Raw genomic sequence first — 15509 nt, 5'->3', positions numbered from 1 at the left:
AGCATTAAAAAACACACTGCTTAAACCTGTTGATTTGCTCAAAGGAGGTGAGTCACTTTGAGCTATAGGACTTTTGGTCTTATTTTGCAGCTAACCATGCAACGAGGTCAGTCATTACCGCTTCAAGTTTGTCGCTATAAGGCGCACCACCTTGAGCCATATCAGGTTTACCACCACCTTTACCGCCAAGTTCTTGACCAAGGTGTTTGATGATGTCACCTGCTTTTACAGCAGCAGTGTATTCTTTAGCAACCGAAGCAATGAGGCTCACTTTGTCGGCATCAACCGCTGCGATCACGATCACAGCATTGTCTAACTTAGATTTCACACCGTCGTGCAAGTTGCGAAGTGATTTCGCATCTACACCTTGAACCGTGGTGATTAATGTTTTACGGCCACCAATCTCTTGAACTTGACTCAATAACTCAGCGGCTTGGAAGCTTGCCAATTTTTGGTTCAATTGTTCAATTTGTTTTTGCAAGCTAGATGCTGTGTGAGACAAAGCTTCAACTTTTTCTAAAGTTTGATCTTTTTGCGCTTTCAGCAAATCGTTGATTGCATGAATGTCACGATCTGCTTTTTGCGCAGCTTCAACAGCTTCAGTACCCGTAACGGCTTCAATACGACGTACGCCTGCAGCAACACCGCCTTCAGAAGTGATTTTGAATAGACCAATATCACCGGTGCGTTTTACATGAATACCGCCACAAAGTTCGATAGAGAAGTTTTTCTCATCTTTGGTTGTACCCATTGAAAGTACACGTACTTCGTCACCGTATTTCTCACCGAACAACATCATTGCGCCTTTTTCTTTGGCCGCATCGATGTCTAAAAGTTCAGTTGAAACAGCAGTGTTGGCAATCACTTCGGCATTGACAATGCGTTCAATTTCTTGAAGCTGTTCAAATGAAACAGGCTGATCATTGGCAAAGTCAAAACGTAAAAGTTCGCTGGCAACCAATGAGCCTTTTTGCTGTACGTGCGTACCCAAAACTTGGCGCAGCGCTGCATGCAACAGGTGAGTCGCAGAGTGGTTGCGCGATGTTGCTGCACGGATATCTGCTTTAACAATCGCTTCAACCGCTTGAGCCGCTTTTAAGTTACCCATGGTCACGATGCCTTGGTGTACAAATGCGCCGCCTGATTTTTTGGTGTCTTGAACTTCAAAAATACCAGTTTCGTTTTTGAAGATACCTGTATCGCCAACTTGACCGCCACTTTCTGCATAGAACGGAGTTTGGTTTAGAACGATTAGTGCTTCGTCACCTTCAAAAACTTCATCAACTTGTTCGCCGTCTTTGTAGATTGCAACAATTTGACCTTGGCCTTGAGTTGCGTCATAGCCGTCAAATTGAGTCTCGCCTTCAACTTTGACAATTGAGTTGTAGTCGACAGCAAATTTACCAGCATCACGCGCACGTTGACGTTGAGCCGCCATTTCGACTTCGAAACCAGCTTCATCAATCGTTAAATCACGTTCACGTGCAATGTCTGCTGTTAAGTCAGTCGGGAAGCCGTAAGTATCGTAAAGTTTAAATACAGTTTCGCCTGGAATCACTGAACCTTTAAGTTGAGCCAATTCGCCTTCAAGCAATTTCAAACCTTGCTCTAAAGTTTTTGCGAATTGTTCTTCTTCTTTCAAAAGCTGTGCTTCGATACGTGCTTGCTGTGCAGCAAGCTCAGGATAAGCAGCGCCCATCACGTCGATCAGCGGCTGCAACATTTTGTAGAAGAATGAACCTGTTGCACCCAATTTGTTACCATGACGTACTGCACGACGGATAATACGGCGAAGTACATAGCCACGGCCTTCGTTAGACGGGTTAACACCGTCTGCAATCAAGAAGCAGCAAGAACGTGCATGGTCAGCCACAACTTTAAGTGAAGCAGGGTATTCAACTGGTTTGTTTTCTGCTTGTGCTTTTGCTTCAAGTTCAGTGGTATCTAAACCAATGATTTCAGCAGCAGCTTTAAGTAGGTTTTGGAATAGGTCAATTTCGTAGTTTGAGTTTACATGCTGTAAAACTGCAGAAATACGCTCAAGGCCCATACCTGTATCTACAGAAGGTGCAGGAAGGGCATGCAGAACACCATCAGCAGTACGGTTGAACTGCATGAATACGTTGTTCCAAATTTCGATGAAACGATCGCCATCTTCTTCAGGAGTGCCCGGTAAGCCGCCCCAAATGTGGTCACCATGGTCAAAGAAGATTTCAGAACATGGACCGCAAGGACCTGTATCGCCCATTGCCCAGAAGTTATCTGAAGCGTATTTTTCGCCTTTGTTGTCACCAATACGGATAATGCGTGAAGCGTCTAGACCAATTTCTTTGTTCCAGATATCAAATGCTTCGTCATCTGTATGGTAAACAGTGGCATATAGTTTATCTTTTGGCAGACCTAACCATTTTTCGTTGGTTAAGAAATCCCAAGCAAAGGTGATGGCATCACGTTTGAAGTAGTCACCAAATGAGAAGTTACCCAACATTTCAAAGAATGTGTGGTGACGTGCTGTATAACCAACGTTGTCTAAGTCGTTGTGTTTACCGCCGGCACGGACACATTTTTGTGAAGAAGTTGCACGAACGTAGTCACGTTTTTCAAGACCAAGGAAGCAGTCTTTAAACTGGTTCATACCAGCATTTGTGAACAATAGTGTTGGGTCGTTGGCAGGTACCAGAGAACTCGACGCGACACGTGTATGCCCTTGCGATTCAAAGTAGCTTAAAAAAGCTTCGCGAATTTCAGCTGATGTCATAAAACGAGTACTCACAACCAAGTCTCTCCTAATTTCGATTTGGTAATAGCATATCAAGCAAGTCTTACAAAAATTTAAAGCTGGCTTGAGATGCTGACATAAAATTTAAAAACGCTAAATTATAACGGAAAAAGGTGTAGTGACCAATGATTTTCGGCTATCTCTATGACTTTTTATATGTTTTAAATTTAGCACCTATATTTTTAGATTTTTAAACCTTTGGAACGCTGAAAGTATTTATTGATTAATCTAGTGAGCGCACTGTTGCTGCGTTTCATTTATATGTCTTGAAAAGTTTTTAATGTTCAAATTCAGCACGTTGATAAATGCTCTACGTGAAGGTGCTTTGCATTTATATTTTTCAGTTCATTGGGAAAATTGCATGTTTGCATCCATTTTATTAAGAGTGATTGAACTTGATCTTGGTGCCGTACATTTTCAGTGAAGCTAATATTTAGATCTATGTTGGCGCTAACGCTTTATAAAAATAAAGCCCAATAAGCATTAAACGAATAAATGATAACGTTTTCATGTTGAAATCCATTAATATATAGATGCTTTATTTTTGTTTTAAAACGAAGGATTGGTCATGCAGCGAGTGGCAATTAATGGATTTGGTCGAATCGGACGCAATGTATTACGCGCTTGGTTTGAAAATCCAAAGGAATTTCACTATGAAATTGTTGCCATAAATGATGTCGCTGATGTGGAAACCATGGTGCATTTGTTTAAATACGACACCACGCATGGTCGTTTTGCAGGCCAAGTCGACATTCTTGAACAAGATGGCGCTATTTTTCTAGAGATCTCTTGTGCCCAAGCACATCTCAAAGTGCAAGTTTTAAATGAAGCACAGCCGAGTCTTTTGCCTTGGCAACACCTGAATGTCGATGTGGTACTCGAATGTACAGGTTTATTTAGATCGCGAGAGGCAGCCACACAGCATATTGGTGCAGGTGCCAAACGTGTGATTATTGGTGCTGCGCCGTTTGACAGTGTTGATGCTGCGATTGTGTATGGTGTTAATCATCATGAAGTCAAAGCGACGGATCAAATTATTTCGAGTGTGTCGTGTACCACGCAGGCTTTGGTGCCTTTAGTCAAAATTATTGATGATGCCTTTGGTATAGACACAGCACTCATGACAGAAATTCATGCTGTGACTGCGGATCAGTCTGTATTGGATCATGCACATCGTGACTTACGTCGTGCGCGAGCTTCAGGTCAAAATATTATTCCAACAACCTCTTCAGCTCTGGGTGCGTTGAAACGGGTCATGCCGAAAATGGAAGATCGAATCGATGGCTATTCGATTCGTGTGCCGACTATCAATGTTGCTGCAATCGATTTAAGTTTTGTGTCTCAATCAGTTATCACCAAGCATGAGTTAAATGCAGTGTTAAGCAAAGCTGCACGTTTTGATTATCATGAAATTATGTCAGTAACCGATGAGCCCTTGGTCTCAAGTGATTTTAATCATTCACCTTATTCATTGATTGTCGATTTGAATCAAACCATGGTGGTAGGAAAGCAAGCAAAAGTTTTCGCATGGTATGACAATGAATGGGGCTATGCGAACCGCTTGCTCGATTTATGTGAAAGTTTTCACTCTTTATAAAAATTCAAACTTATCCAATATAGAAAACATCTACTAGCTTGTAGGTGTTTTTTTATTTTCTAAAATTAGATGAAAAATCATGCGTAATCTCGTTGATGTATCTCGAAAATATTGAAAAACTTTAAAAAATATTCAAGCACAGCCGATTTATTGTTTAAGATGAAAGTCAAAGAAATATATAAAGAGTATTGAGCATGATGTTGATGTTACTTTGGGGATTTATTTTATTATTGGCGCTGGCGGTTATATTTTTAATTTGGCTACAGTTTAATCGTGACGTATCGCAATCTACCGCGCATGAAACCTTGCCACTCGAGGAAAAAGTGGTGCATCTAGAAGCCAACCTGAAAAAGACCTTGGAAATTATGCAAGACCTTGCAAAGAAAATGCATATCCAGCAAGAAGTATTAGATCAAACCACTCACAAATTACAGCAAGTTGAATTGCAAAATGCAGAGTTGGTGAACCTTTTGGCAAAAGTGGTCAAAACCGATCAAAGCTAATCGAAAGATAAAGAAGACTGCCCATAGCTCGATATCTGCATGAAGCATGTAATCTCAAGGTATGGGTATTTTTTTATCCAATAAGATGATTCTCAATATTTATTGTCATTGGGTTCAAATCGTAGTTCACGCGTTTTTCAACATATGATCGTATGGGACTAAATCAAAATTTGTCTTAACACGGCTGCTGAAAGCATGCTAATCACAACGGTAGGCAATAATGAAAAACGTGATGCTGTAAATAGGGTAATGGCCATCACGATCAAATCAGCAGGATTATCTTTAACAAAATAAGGCGCGATCACTGAGATCAACACACAGCCGGGAACAACTTCCATAATTTGACGTTGTTTGTTGGTGAGGCTACGGTTTTTCAGTAACACATAACCCAAGATACGGGTCAGGTAAGTGGTTAAGGCAATAAATAGAATCGCGATCAGGGTGCTAGAGTGGATCATACATCATCTCCAATTAGGAAAAATGCAGAAGCAATACCCGTAACTGCGCCAATCGGAACATACCAGCCCGCAGGGAGATACAAATAAGCCAGAGATGCGGCAATCAAACTGACCAGCCATGGACGCGCCGCTTTAAAGCCTTTCCACATGCCACGTAGTAAAACAAGAAATACAGCAGGGAAGGCCATATCAAAACCAAGTCGACTAATATCGCCAAGTATCGGTCCGATCATTGCTCCTAAAGTGGTAAAGCCGACCCACATCAAATATAGAGCACAGCATAAGCCTGCATAGAACATTAAACTAAAGGCGCGCTGAATTCCCAAAGCATTAGATTTTTTTTGCGCATCGGCCAAACCTACGGCCCAACTTTCATCGCACATAAAAAATAAAGCGGTATAAACCGTGCGATTTGGTAGATGTCGTAAATACGGGACAAGGCTCGCCCCCATTAATAGGTGCCGACTATTCACTAAAAACGTAATAAACATCAGCATGAGAATATTAGGGGGATTGGTCCAAACTTGCAAAATGGCAAATTCAGAACCACCTGCAAAGTTAAGACCAGTCAAAAGCGGAACTTCTAAACTAGAAAAGCCTTTATGTGTTGCCTGAGCACCCAGAACTAATGCAAAAGGAATAATGCCCAGCAGCATTGGAATAGATGTTTTTAGACCTCGTTTAAACTCAATAGAATGCTGTGAATGGGTATGATTGAGTGTACTTTGTCTAAACATCAACATGACGTTTTCCATGAAGCGAGATCGAAAGCAATATTTTATGGATATCTGAGCAGCATTTGGCAGCTATTTTATGAAAGATTGCTTTTATTGTGCAATGAAATTGCTAAAATAAAGATTATTGTGAAATTTAGTGCCTTTATTGATGGATCAGATAGATAAACGCATTTTGCAAGCATTACAGCAAAATGGAAAACTACAAAATAATGAATTGGCCCAACTAGTTGGTTTATCACCTTCGCCGTGTTTGAGACGGGTTAAGCAACTAGAAGATGAAGGCTATATTGAGAAATATGTGGCTTTACTGAATCAGTCAAAATTGAATTTAAGTTTAACGGTATTTGCGCGGATTTGGCTAAAAGGTCAAGATGCAAAAACCGTGAATGATTTTGTCGCAGCGATTCAAACGATGCCTGAGGTGGTTGAATGTCAACTCATGGCAGGGGATTGTGACTTTTTCTTACGTATCGTCGTGGCAGATTTAGAAGCCTATCGAAAGTTTCAGATTCATCATTTAACGCAGATTGCCAGTGTGCAAAATGTAAAAACAGAGATACCGTTACAGGCTGTTAAACAAACTACAGCACTTCCTTTGGATTGATGTTCGAGTCTTAAATTAAGTTATTGAGCCTGATCATATTTATAACTTTGTTTAAAACTTCATCTATAGAAAGTAGGACGCTTATTATTTTTTATCAAATGGTTAAAAAAATAACGTTCACAGGATTTTAAAATATAAGCATAAACATGGATTTAGTTGTAAAAGTTAAAGCTGTAGATGAAGTAATGAATGCTGAAGCATCTTTTATGAAAAAGTCGTGTGCAAGCGTAAAACTATCGTGCTAAACTAGGAGAAATCGGGTGTGCTCCCGATTTTTTTATGCGGATTTGTTCCGCGCTGACAAGAATTTAGGTTTACAACATGCCCATTTCAGAGACATGGTTATTACCTGATGGTGTAGCTGATGTACTGCCAGAACAGGCGCAAGTGATTGAATCTTTGCGTCGTGAAGCATTAGATTTCCTCGCATCTCGAGGTTATCAGTTGGTGTACACGCCATTCATTGAATACATCGAATCTCTATCTTCTCTTTCAGAATCGAATCAAGATTTAGACTTAGCCACTTTTAAAGTGATCGACCAACTTTCAGGTCGTTTGCTTGGTGTGCGTGCCGATATGACACCACAAGTGGCTCGTATTGATGCGCATGTACATCCTGTCGAAGGTGTAGCTCGTTATTGCTACGCTGGTACAGTACTACATACTAAGCCACAGGGTTTTAATACCACACGTGCACCTTTACAGTTAGGTGCTGAATTATTTGGTTCAGACAGCATTGATGCTGACGTTGAACTGATTGATGTCATGATCAACTTGCTTGCTAAAGCAGGTCATGCAGATGGTATCCATCTTGATTTAGGGCATGTCGGTTTATTCCGCAGCATGGTGAAACAAGCTGGCTTGAGCAAAGCAGTTGAACGTCAGTTATCTGACTTGTATCAACGTAAAGCTCTACCTGAACTTGCTGAATTCACACAAAGCATTCCAAATGGTGCTGACTTTTATACTTTAGGTCGTTTTGCAAGTGATTTAGATGCGTTACAAGCAAATTTAAGTGCTGAAGTTTTAAATAACGAAGCATTTAAACTGGCTTTTGATGCAGTGAAATCGACTCAAGCGGCAATCCAAGCCCGTTGGCCAGACTTACACATTGGTATTGATGTGGTTGAACTTCGTTCATATCACTATCACACTGGTTTAATGTATGCCGTATATGCGCCAAACCGTGCTGCGCCATTGGCTCAAGGCGGTCGCTATGACGGTATTGGTGAACACTTCGGTCGTGCGCGTCCAGCTACAGGTTTTTCTTGTGACCTATATGCATTAACTGCAGGTCAAGTTCAGAAAAGCCAAGTTTTGGTTGCACCAAAAGGCATCGAAGCAGATTTATTAAAGGCAATTGAGGCAGCACGTACCGAAGGATTCAGTGTTGTTCAATTGTTAGGTAATGATGATTTAAGCTCAGCACCGTATGCAACGCACCAGTTGGTGAATGCAAATGGCGAGTGGACAATCAAACAAATTTAATCGCGGATGTGCCTGCGGGCACACACGTTTTTTCCAATTTTAACAGCATGATGCAATGAGGCTATTATGGGCAAGAATGTTGTGGTACTTGGTACCCAATGGGGCGACGAAGGTAAAGGTAAGATCGTCGACCTGCTCACAGATCAAGCGGCTGCGGTAGTTCGCTATCAAGGTGGACACAACGCAGGTCATACACTTGTGGTTGGTGGTAAGAAAACTGTATTACACCTCATTCCATCTGGTATTTTACGTGACAACGTATTGTGCTTAATTGGTAATGGTGTTGTTTTATCACCTGAAGCTTTAATCCATGAAATGGAAGTTTTAGAAAAAGAAGGCGTGCCTGTACGTGAACGTCTACGTATTTCTCCAAACTGCCCATTGATCCTTCCACACCATATCGCCCTTGACCAAGCACGTGAGAAAAAACGTGGCAATGCGAAAATTGGTACAACAGGTCGTGGTATCGGTCCTGCATACGAAGACAAAGTGGCCCGTCGTGCAATCCGTGTTGCTGACTTGGTTCGTGGTGGTGCTCATCTTAAAGCTCAACTTGAAGAGCTTCTTGAATACCATAACTTCCAATTGACTCAATTCTTCGGTGTTGAAGCCGTTAAAGTTGAAGATGTAATCGCTCTATGTGACGAATGGCGTAAAGTCATCGAACCTATGGTGATGGACGTTACTGGCGAACTTCATGCTTACCGTAAAGCGGGTAAGAAAATCATGTTTGAAGGTGCGCAAGGTTCACTTCTTGACGTTGACCACGGTACATATCCGTATGTTACTTCTTCAAACACAACTGCTGGTGGCGTAAGCTCAGGTTCAGGTCTTGGTCCATTACACCTTGACTATGTATTGGGTATTACTAAAGCGTACACAACTCGTGTAGGTGCTGGTCCGTTCCCAACTGAACTTGTTTACGATGCTGCAAACGATGTTGGTGATGCGATCGGTAAACATTTGGGTACTGTAGGTTCTGAGTTTGGTGCGTCTACTGGCCGTCAACGTCGTTGTGGTTGGTTCGATGCTGAAATTCTACGTCGTTCAGTAGAAGTGAACTCACTTTCTGGTATTTGCTTAACTAAACTAGACGTTCTAGATGGTTTAGAAGAAGTGAAAATCTGTGTAGGTTACGAAGCTTCTGATGCTGCAGGTTGTGTAGGTTCTTCTGATGCGCTTGCATTTGAAACTTTAAAACCAATCTACGAAACTATGCCAGGTTGGTCAGAGTCTACTTTCGGTGCGAAATCACTAGATCAATTGCCACAAAATGCAATTAACTACGTGAAACGTTTAGAGCAATTGATTGAATGTCCAATCGACATCATTTCAACTGGTCCAGACCGAGATGAAACAATCGTATTACGTCATCCATTCGACGCATAATGTTGTTGAATTAAGATGTAAAAGCCTCGCGAAAGCGGGGCTTTTTTATATAACGAAGAATACAACTTCAAAAAAGTTGATTAAATTTAAATGATGGAAAAATAAAGATTTTGAAAAAATAAGCATAAAAATATTGAGTCAGTCAATTTTTTGTATATATTTGACACTCTTTATAAATAACTAGAGATCATGATGAATTATAAAAAAACTTTGGCATGCTTTGCCGTAGCAGCTTCTTTATCAGGTTGTACCACGATTGCTGATCTTGCAGGTGCTGATTCTGCATCTTTGAACTTACAAGCAACACAGTCTTATAACGCAATGCTGAAAGACGCTCAGACCAAACAAGTGCTCGATACCAAGTCTGCAACTTATCAAAAAGTAAACCGTGTTTTCTGGAAAATGAAACCATTTGCAGATCAGATGAATCAAACGGGTCAGGCTTTTGATTGGAAAGTTGCCGTGATCAAGTCTAAAGAAATCAATGCCTATGTTGCACCCGGCGGGAAAGTTGTTTTCTATACAGGAATCGTCGAAACCCTCAAACTCACGGATGATGAAGTCGCAGCAATCATGGGTCACGAAATGGTTCATGCTTTAGAAGAACATGCAAAAAATAAAATTGGCGCTTCAGCACTGACCAATCTTGCAGTGAGTATAGGTTCACAATACGTAGGTAATGCAGCAGGTGGCTATGGTGCAACCTTGCTTGACTTGGGGAGTCAATTTGGTGTGGGCTTGCCGTATTCACGTAATTTGGAAAGTCGCGCGGATAAAGGTGGCCTAGTGATGATGGCAAAGGCTGGATACAATCCAGAAGCGGCGATTTCATTGTGGAAAAAAATGAATGCGAATGATAACAGTGGCAACGACGCACTGAGCAAATTTATGTCTACACACCCAAGCAATAATGACCGTATTGCTGCTATGCAAAAAATGATGCCGGAAGCGCAGCAATATTATAAAAATGCGACACCATCGAGTGTACGTCGTTAATATCTGCGGTTTTCAAGACTAAAGTTGCATTTTAGTACGCTATACACTTTGTGGTGAGTTGCTAAAATGCAATTTGAATTAGGAAGAGAAGTGCAGGATGCAAAAGAATATTTCGACCACCATTTTTTATTCTTTATTATTTGCGATGGGGGGAGCACCCACTATTGCTATGATGATCATTCGTGCCCAAACTCAAGATCCACAATTAATTTATCAAGCCCTGATTGGGTTGTCGGTGATTATTGCCTGTATTCTTGTGCCCATAGTTTTGATACAAAATGCTGTCCTATTTTTTAAGCGAAAAAATGTGCAGTTAGAAGAAAAAATTAAGCCATTAATGCATGTGTATTTGGGCTTGAATGTGGTTTGTTTAATCTATTGGTTGGTTCTTCAATTTTCAGCTTAAAAAAATTACATAAATACTATTATAAGTCGCTATAACTTCGTTTTAAGCTCCAAACCATAAGAATATAATATCCATAAATTCACTTATATTTTAATGGTCTGGAGTATCCTTAATGAAAAAAATAATTCTAACGAGCCTGTGTATGGCCGGTGTAATGACGATTTCGGGCTGTGCGACAGTGGCAGATATGGCAGGAGCGGATACTGCCACATTGAACGCGCAAGCAACACAAAGTTATAACAAAATGGTGACAGATGCGCGTTCTAAAAATCAGCTCGATACCTCTTCGAGTACATATAAGCGCATTAATACTGTATTCCAAAAACTGCGTCCTTATGCAGACCAAATGAACCAAACGGGTCAAGCGTTCCAATGGCAATTGGCAGTCATGAAATCAGACCAAGTCAATGCCTTTGTCGCTCCAGGCGGTAAAGTTGTATTTTATACAGGTATCGTCAATAAACTGAATTTAACTGATGCAGAAATTGCGGCGGTTATGGGACATGAAATGGTCCATGCTCTTGAAGAACATGCAAAAAGTAAATTGGGTGCTCAAGCCTTAACGGATCTTGCGCTGAATATTGGTTTAAGTGCCGCAGGCAATAATGTCGGTCAATTGGGCACTGCTGCTGCGCAGTTAGGTAGTCAAATCGGTATAGGGTTACCGTATTCACGTTCTCTGGAAAGCCGTGCTGACCAAGGTGGTTTAATGTTAATGGCACGTGCAGGTTATAACCCACAAGCGGCGATTACACTTTGGGAAAAAATGAACAAGCTTGAAGGTGCGGGAGGTTCATCATTCCTGTCTACGCATCCATCAAACTCACAACGTATTGAAGCGATGCGTAAAAATCTACCAGCAGCGCAGCAGGTTTATAACCAACGTCGTTAATATTATGAATTAATTATCCATTTAAAAAAAGCAGGCTATGGCCTGCTTTTTTGTATTTAATAGTTTGAAAAGTTCTTATATGGCATACCTATATCAGGCGCAATAAAAAAGGCAAAGTAAAAACTTTGCCTTTTTGCACTAGAGATCAGAAGATCTTAGTGGTGGTGACCGCCTGCACCGTGTACGTGACCGTGTTCAAGTTCTTCAGCAGAAGCCTCACGGATTTCAACGATTTCAACTTCGAAAGTTAAATCTTGACCAGCAAGTGGAAAGTTTGCATCAACAAGAACGTTGTCGCCTTCAACCGCTTTAACTGTCACGATTTGTACGCCGTCATCAGTTTGAGCTTGGAATTGCATACCTGGTTGGATGTTATCCACGCCTTGGAACATTTGAGCAGGAACTTCTTGAACGAGATCAGGGTTGTATTCGCCATAACCTTCGGCAGCAGGTACAGTTACAGTGAATTTTTCACCAACTGTTTTGCCTAAAAGAGCTTTTTCAAGACCTGGAATGATGTTACCAGCGCCGTGCAAATATGCTAGTGGCTCACCTTGAGATTGGTCGAGAGTTTCACCCTCTGCATTAGTCAATGTGTAGTGGAAAGAAACCACAGAGTTATTTGCAATAGCAGTCATGTTATTGATCCATTCAATTTTTTAAGGGTTACATCATAAAGTGAAATTGCACTTTTGTAGACTAAATTTATCAAAAAAATGCAATTTTTAAATGTTTATGATGATTTTTTCATTAATCGGGGCAAATCTGTAAATTTCAATGCAATTTAATTTTAGGCGCAATTTTTCGTGTAACAAAATCTTTAGCCGTTAATAGTCCTGCATGTGCGTAGCCGTAAATTGTGGCTTGATGCATTCGATAAAGTGAAACGTACATTGATTTGGCAACAAAGCCTTGAACATTGACCTGACCTAAAAGTTCACCAACCGCTTTATGCTTGCTTAATGAGACTAGGGAGCCTTTGTCTGAAAATACGAACATTGGGAGTTGTTGACCACGGATACGCGCCTTTAAACAATCCACGAGAAATGACGCTTGTTGGCTGGCCACTTGAGCGCGTGGGCCGAGGACAGGCTCATCTGCACGCGGTTGGCAATGTGCACAATCACCAAACGCGAAAATATCTGGGTGTGCCTTAGTTTGTAATGTTGCATATACACTTAAACACCCCATGCGGTCTTTTTCAAAGCCTTCAAGTTTAGAAATTACTTCTGGTGTTTTAATACCTGCAGCCCATACTTTCAGTTCAGCTTTAATTTTACTGCCATCATTAAAATAAACATGTTCAGCATCGACTTTTTCCACACGTTTAGAGGTTAAGACCTCAATTTTCATGCGTTGTAATTGCTGCTGAGCATGCTCGGCCATTTTTTCAGGGAGTGCAGGCAGAATCCGATCAGCACCTTCAATTAAATTGATCTGTACGCTTTGCGGATGAATTTTATTTAAACCATATTTATAAAAATTATGTTTGGCTTCGACCAATTCTGCGGAGAGTTCAACGCCAGTTGCACCTGCGCCAATAATGGCAATTTTCAACTCACGTGCTGTATTGCTATTTTGCGCATCCAAATATAACTGTAAGAGATCTTGTTGGAAGATTTCAGCTTGTTGTAGGCTGTCCAAATAGTGGCAATGTTCATACACGCCCGGCGTGTTGAAATCGTTAGAAACTGAGCCTAAAGCAAGAACAAGGGTGTCATAACTCAGTTGCAGTTGTTCTTGAGTGGATTCATATTTACCTTGTTGGACTTTGCTGAGCTGAATGGTTTTTTCAGTAGGATGAACATTTTCAAACTTAGCCAAGACAAACTCATAATGATGCTTCGCAGCATGCGCATAGTAGTTGATTTCTTCTTCGCTGACTGACATCGTGCCTGCGGCAATTTCATGTAAAAGGGGTTTCCAGACATGCGTGAGTTTCATATCTACGAGGGTAATGCGCGCTTTCTTTTTTTTCCCGAGTAAGTCACCGAGTTGCGTAACCAGTTCTAAACCACCAGCACCACCACCGACAATGACAATATGGTGTAACTTGGAGTCATCAGCGTTATTCATTGAATTACCTATTTTATTATTGTTGAAAAAAAGAAGATGGCACGAGTATGTCATCTTCTTTATTGCACAAATAACGAATTGTCTTACAAGTTACATAATCACATCATTGACCTAAAGGGTAGGTTTTAACTTCTGCTGCATCCGTATTAAAGATGCTAAAAAGGCCTTTGATCCACATCATGAAACGCTCAAAAATATTGGCTTCTTCAATTTGCACGTCATCTTCGATATCAAAGGTATTGATCAGCTGATTATTTTGATAAACAGTAACGGTGGCTAATTTCATTACTTCAGCCAAAGGCGCAGTGAGTTCTTTTTCATTTACTTCAACACTCAGTTTAGTCTGTGTTTCATGAAGTGGTTCAATGGCTTGAATTTGGCCATTGCCAGTATTTAAAAGAATACGTTGCTGTGTAGGATCAAAAGCTTTTAAATCGATGGCATAAGCTTGATCATAAAGTGAAGTTGTAATTAGTTTGGGTTGTTGAGTTTCCACCTTAAACATTTTCAAGGTTGATTTAACCACAGGTAATTCTGCAATTAATTGCTTATCTTTGATTGCAACTTCATTACGTGTATAGGTATAAGCCAAGTTCATGAGGTTGTGTGCTACTTCTGCACGTTTTAATCCACTTTTTGCCCCTAATACTACAACAATCAAACGACGTTCTGGCGCGTCAGGATTCGCGATCAAACGGTTGGCTGTTAAAGCTAAGTTATAACCTGCAGCTTTAGTAAAACCTGTTTTTAAGCCATCAACGGTGGGATCTTGTTTTAATAAGATATTGGTTGCACGGTGGAAGCGTTGGTTATAACTAAAACTTTGTTGTTTTGAATAATACAAATAGTCAGGTGTGTCAGTCACCAGTGCTTGCCCTAAACGTGCAAGGTCAGCCGCCGATGAATAATGTTCTGGCATGGTAATACCGGCTGGATTTTGAAAATTGGTGTCATTCATGCCCAAAGCTTTAGCTTCTTTGTTCATGCGTTCAATAAATTTTGGAATATCACCAGAAATGCGTTCAGCTAAAGTCACTGCGGCATCATTGGCTGACATGACCACAAGACCTGCTAAAAGCTGATCAACTGAAATTTGTTCACCAGCTTTGAGATACATTTGTGATTCATCCCATTGAACCACTTGTACGACTGGGGTTGCGGTCAGGATTTCATTTTTCTTTAAATGACCTGCTTTAATTTCCTTTAAAGCAATATAAGCCACCATCATTTTGGTAAGTGAAGCAGGGGCACGCTGAACATGGCTATTATGTTCTGCAATCACCTGACCCGACTGAGGGTCTAAAATGGTCCAAGCTTCAGCTTCAACGGTTTCAGGGACAATATTTAAAAGGGCAGCATTTGCTATCGTGGAGCATAGAAAACTAAGCAGCGCGATGAGGTAAATCATGTGTTTCAATGAGGTTCCTTAACCAACCATTCCGTTGGTGGTAAAACGAAAAAATTTTTAGGCATGCTATGCCTTTTTTTTTCTGCTGACTAGTCATTATTGTAGACAATTGCGACAGTTCCGCATTCAGTTGTAAAAAATGTTAATCTAATTGATAAGTTATCTTTTATTTATTT

At 40.7% G+C, this 15509-nt stretch carries 14 protein-coding genes; 8 read left to right on the top strand and 6 right to left on the bottom strand.

The genetic code is table 11. The features are described from left to right. Window positions 1-79: 79 nt before the first annotated feature. On the bottom strand, window positions 80-2773 hold the full coding sequence (gene alaS / locus FTV11_RS12115) for an alanine--tRNA ligase (RefSeq protein ID WP_180074066.1): 2694 nt from the start codon (window positions 2771-2773) through the stop codon (window positions 80-82). A 574-nt stretch (window positions 2774-3347) separates the two neighbouring features. Between alaS and FTV11_RS12110 the strand changes: the two genes are divergently transcribed. Both FTV11_RS12110 and FTV11_RS12105 read left to right on the top strand, forming a co-directional pair. After that, a complete protein-coding gene (locus tag FTV11_RS12110; RefSeq protein ID WP_180009414.1) occupies window positions 3348-4376 on the top strand; it encodes a type I glyceraldehyde-3-phosphate dehydrogenase in 1029 nt (342 codons plus the stop codon). A 200-nt stretch (window positions 4377-4576) separates the two neighbouring features. After that, window positions 4577-4879 (top strand): hypothetical protein, encoded by a 303-nt coding sequence (locus tag FTV11_RS12105; protein ID WP_078189224.1) that lies wholly within the window; start codon window positions 4577-4579, stop codon window positions 4877-4879. Between the two features lie 158 nt (window positions 4880-5037). On the opposite strand, the gene FTV11_RS12100 is transcribed toward FTV11_RS12105, so the two are convergent. Together FTV11_RS12100 and FTV11_RS12095 are read right to left on the bottom strand one after the other, a co-directional pair. Then, the gene (locus FTV11_RS12100) at window positions 5038-5337 is read right to left on the bottom strand and encodes an AzlD family protein (RefSeq protein WP_180074065.1); all 300 of its coding nucleotides are present in this window, start codon (window positions 5335-5337) and stop codon (window positions 5038-5040) included. Further along, entirely contained in the window at window positions 5334-6080 is a 747-nt protein-coding gene (locus FTV11_RS12095) for an AzlC family ABC transporter permease (protein WP_180074064.1), read from the bottom strand. The genes FTV11_RS12100 and FTV11_RS12095 overlap by 4 nt, the downstream gene beginning before the upstream one ends. Window positions 6081-6222: 142 nt before the next feature. Between FTV11_RS12095 and FTV11_RS12090 the strand changes: the two genes are divergently transcribed. The 6 genes from FTV11_RS12090 (at window position 6223) to FTV11_RS12065 (ending at window position 11849) form a co-directional block, all read left to right on the top strand. Then, on the top strand, window positions 6223-6678 hold the full coding sequence (locus tag FTV11_RS12090) for an Lrp/AsnC family transcriptional regulator (protein WP_078189073.1): 456 nt from the start codon (window positions 6223-6225) through the stop codon (window positions 6676-6678). Between the two features lie 321 nt (window positions 6679-6999). Beyond that, window positions 7000-8166 (top strand): ATP phosphoribosyltransferase regulatory subunit, encoded by a 1167-nt coding sequence (locus tag FTV11_RS12085; protein WP_180074063.1) that lies wholly within the window; start codon window positions 7000-7002, stop codon window positions 8164-8166. 66 nt (window positions 8167-8232) lie between these two features. Then, window positions 8233-9555: an adenylosuccinate synthase gene (locus FTV11_RS12080; protein WP_180074062.1), complete on the top strand. Its 1323-nt coding sequence runs from the start codon at window positions 8233-8235 to the stop codon at window positions 9553-9555. 192 nt (window positions 9556-9747) lie between these two features. Further along, window positions 9748-10551 carry a M48 family metallopeptidase gene (locus tag FTV11_RS12075; protein WP_180074061.1) on the top strand — a complete coding sequence of 268 codons (804 nt, stop codon included), beginning with the start codon at window positions 9748-9750 and terminating at the stop codon, window positions 10549-10551. 97 nt (window positions 10552-10648) lie between these two features. Continuing rightward, complete coding sequence (locus tag FTV11_RS12070) at window positions 10649-10957, top strand: hypothetical protein (RefSeq protein ID WP_078194385.1); 309 nt, start codon at window positions 10649-10651, stop codon at window positions 10955-10957. 112 nt (window positions 10958-11069) lie between these two features. Next, window positions 11070-11849: a M48 family metallopeptidase gene (locus tag FTV11_RS12065; RefSeq protein WP_168379353.1), complete on the top strand. Its 780-nt coding sequence runs from the start codon at window positions 11070-11072 to the stop codon at window positions 11847-11849. Between the two features lie 155 nt (window positions 11850-12004). Here the strand turns inward: FTV11_RS12065 and FTV11_RS12060 are convergent, their stop codons facing one another. The 3 genes from FTV11_RS12060 to FTV11_RS12050 form a co-directional block, all read right to left on the bottom strand. Continuing rightward, window positions 12005-12487 carry a peptidylprolyl isomerase gene (locus FTV11_RS12060; protein ID WP_078189067.1) on the bottom strand — a complete coding sequence of 161 codons (483 nt, stop codon included), beginning with the start codon at window positions 12485-12487 and terminating at the stop codon, window positions 12005-12007. 136 nt (window positions 12488-12623) lie between these two features. Continuing rightward, window positions 12624-13925 (bottom strand): NAD(P)/FAD-dependent oxidoreductase, encoded by a 1302-nt coding sequence (locus FTV11_RS12055; protein ID WP_180074060.1) that lies wholly within the window; start codon window positions 13923-13925, stop codon window positions 12624-12626. Window positions 13926-14028: 103 nt separating this feature from the next. Further along, the gene (locus FTV11_RS12050; protein WP_306669395.1) at window positions 14029-15342 is read right to left on the bottom strand and encodes a D-alanyl-D-alanine carboxypeptidase PBP6B; all 1314 of its coding nucleotides are present in this window, start codon (window positions 15340-15342) and stop codon (window positions 14029-14031) included. Between the last annotated feature and the right edge of the window lie 167 nt (window positions 15343-15509).

It is taken from the genome of Acinetobacter sp. YH12231 (assembly GCF_013417755.1).
Taxonomy (GTDB): Bacteria; Pseudomonadota; Gammaproteobacteria; order Pseudomonadales; family Moraxellaceae; genus Acinetobacter; species Acinetobacter amyesii.
Note: the sequence above shows the minus strand (reverse complement) of the source record. Positions and strands in the feature narration are given on the sequence as shown.

Coding starts and splice junctions, on each gene's coding strand:
- FTV11_RS12090 (WP_078189073.1), top strand. CDS start 6,223: ATGGATCAGATAGATAAACGCATTTTGCAAGCATTACAGCAAAATGGA.
- FTV11_RS12100 (WP_180074065.1), bottom strand. CDS start 5,337: ATGATCCACTCTAGCACCCTGATCGCGATTCTATTTATTGCCTTAACC.
- FTV11_RS12080 (WP_180074062.1), top strand. CDS start 8,233: ATGGGCAAGAATGTTGTGGTACTTGGTACCCAATGGGGCGACGAAGGT.
- FTV11_RS12075 (WP_180074061.1), top strand. CDS start 9,748: ATGAATTATAAAAAAACTTTGGCATGCTTTGCCGTAGCAGCTTCTTTA.
- FTV11_RS12055 (WP_180074060.1), bottom strand. CDS start 13,925: ATGAATAACGCTGATGACTCCAAGTTACACCATATTGTCATTGTCGGT.
- FTV11_RS12110 (WP_180009414.1), top strand. CDS start 3,348: ATGCAGCGAGTGGCAATTAATGGATTTGGTCGAATCGGACGCAATGTA.
- FTV11_RS12095 (WP_180074064.1), bottom strand. CDS start 6,080: ATGTTGATGTTTAGACAAAGTACACTCAATCATACCCATTCACAGCAT.
- FTV11_RS12065 (WP_168379353.1), top strand. CDS start 11,070: ATGAAAAAAATAATTCTAACGAGCCTGTGTATGGCCGGTGTAATGACG.
- FTV11_RS12070 (WP_078194385.1), top strand. CDS start 10,649: ATGCAAAAGAATATTTCGACCACCATTTTTTATTCTTTATTATTTGCG.
- FTV11_RS12085 (WP_180074063.1), top strand. CDS start 7,000: ATGCCCATTTCAGAGACATGGTTATTACCTGATGGTGTAGCTGATGTA.
- FTV11_RS12060 (WP_078189067.1), bottom strand. CDS start 12,487: ATGACTGCTATTGCAAATAACTCTGTGGTTTCTTTCCACTACACATTG.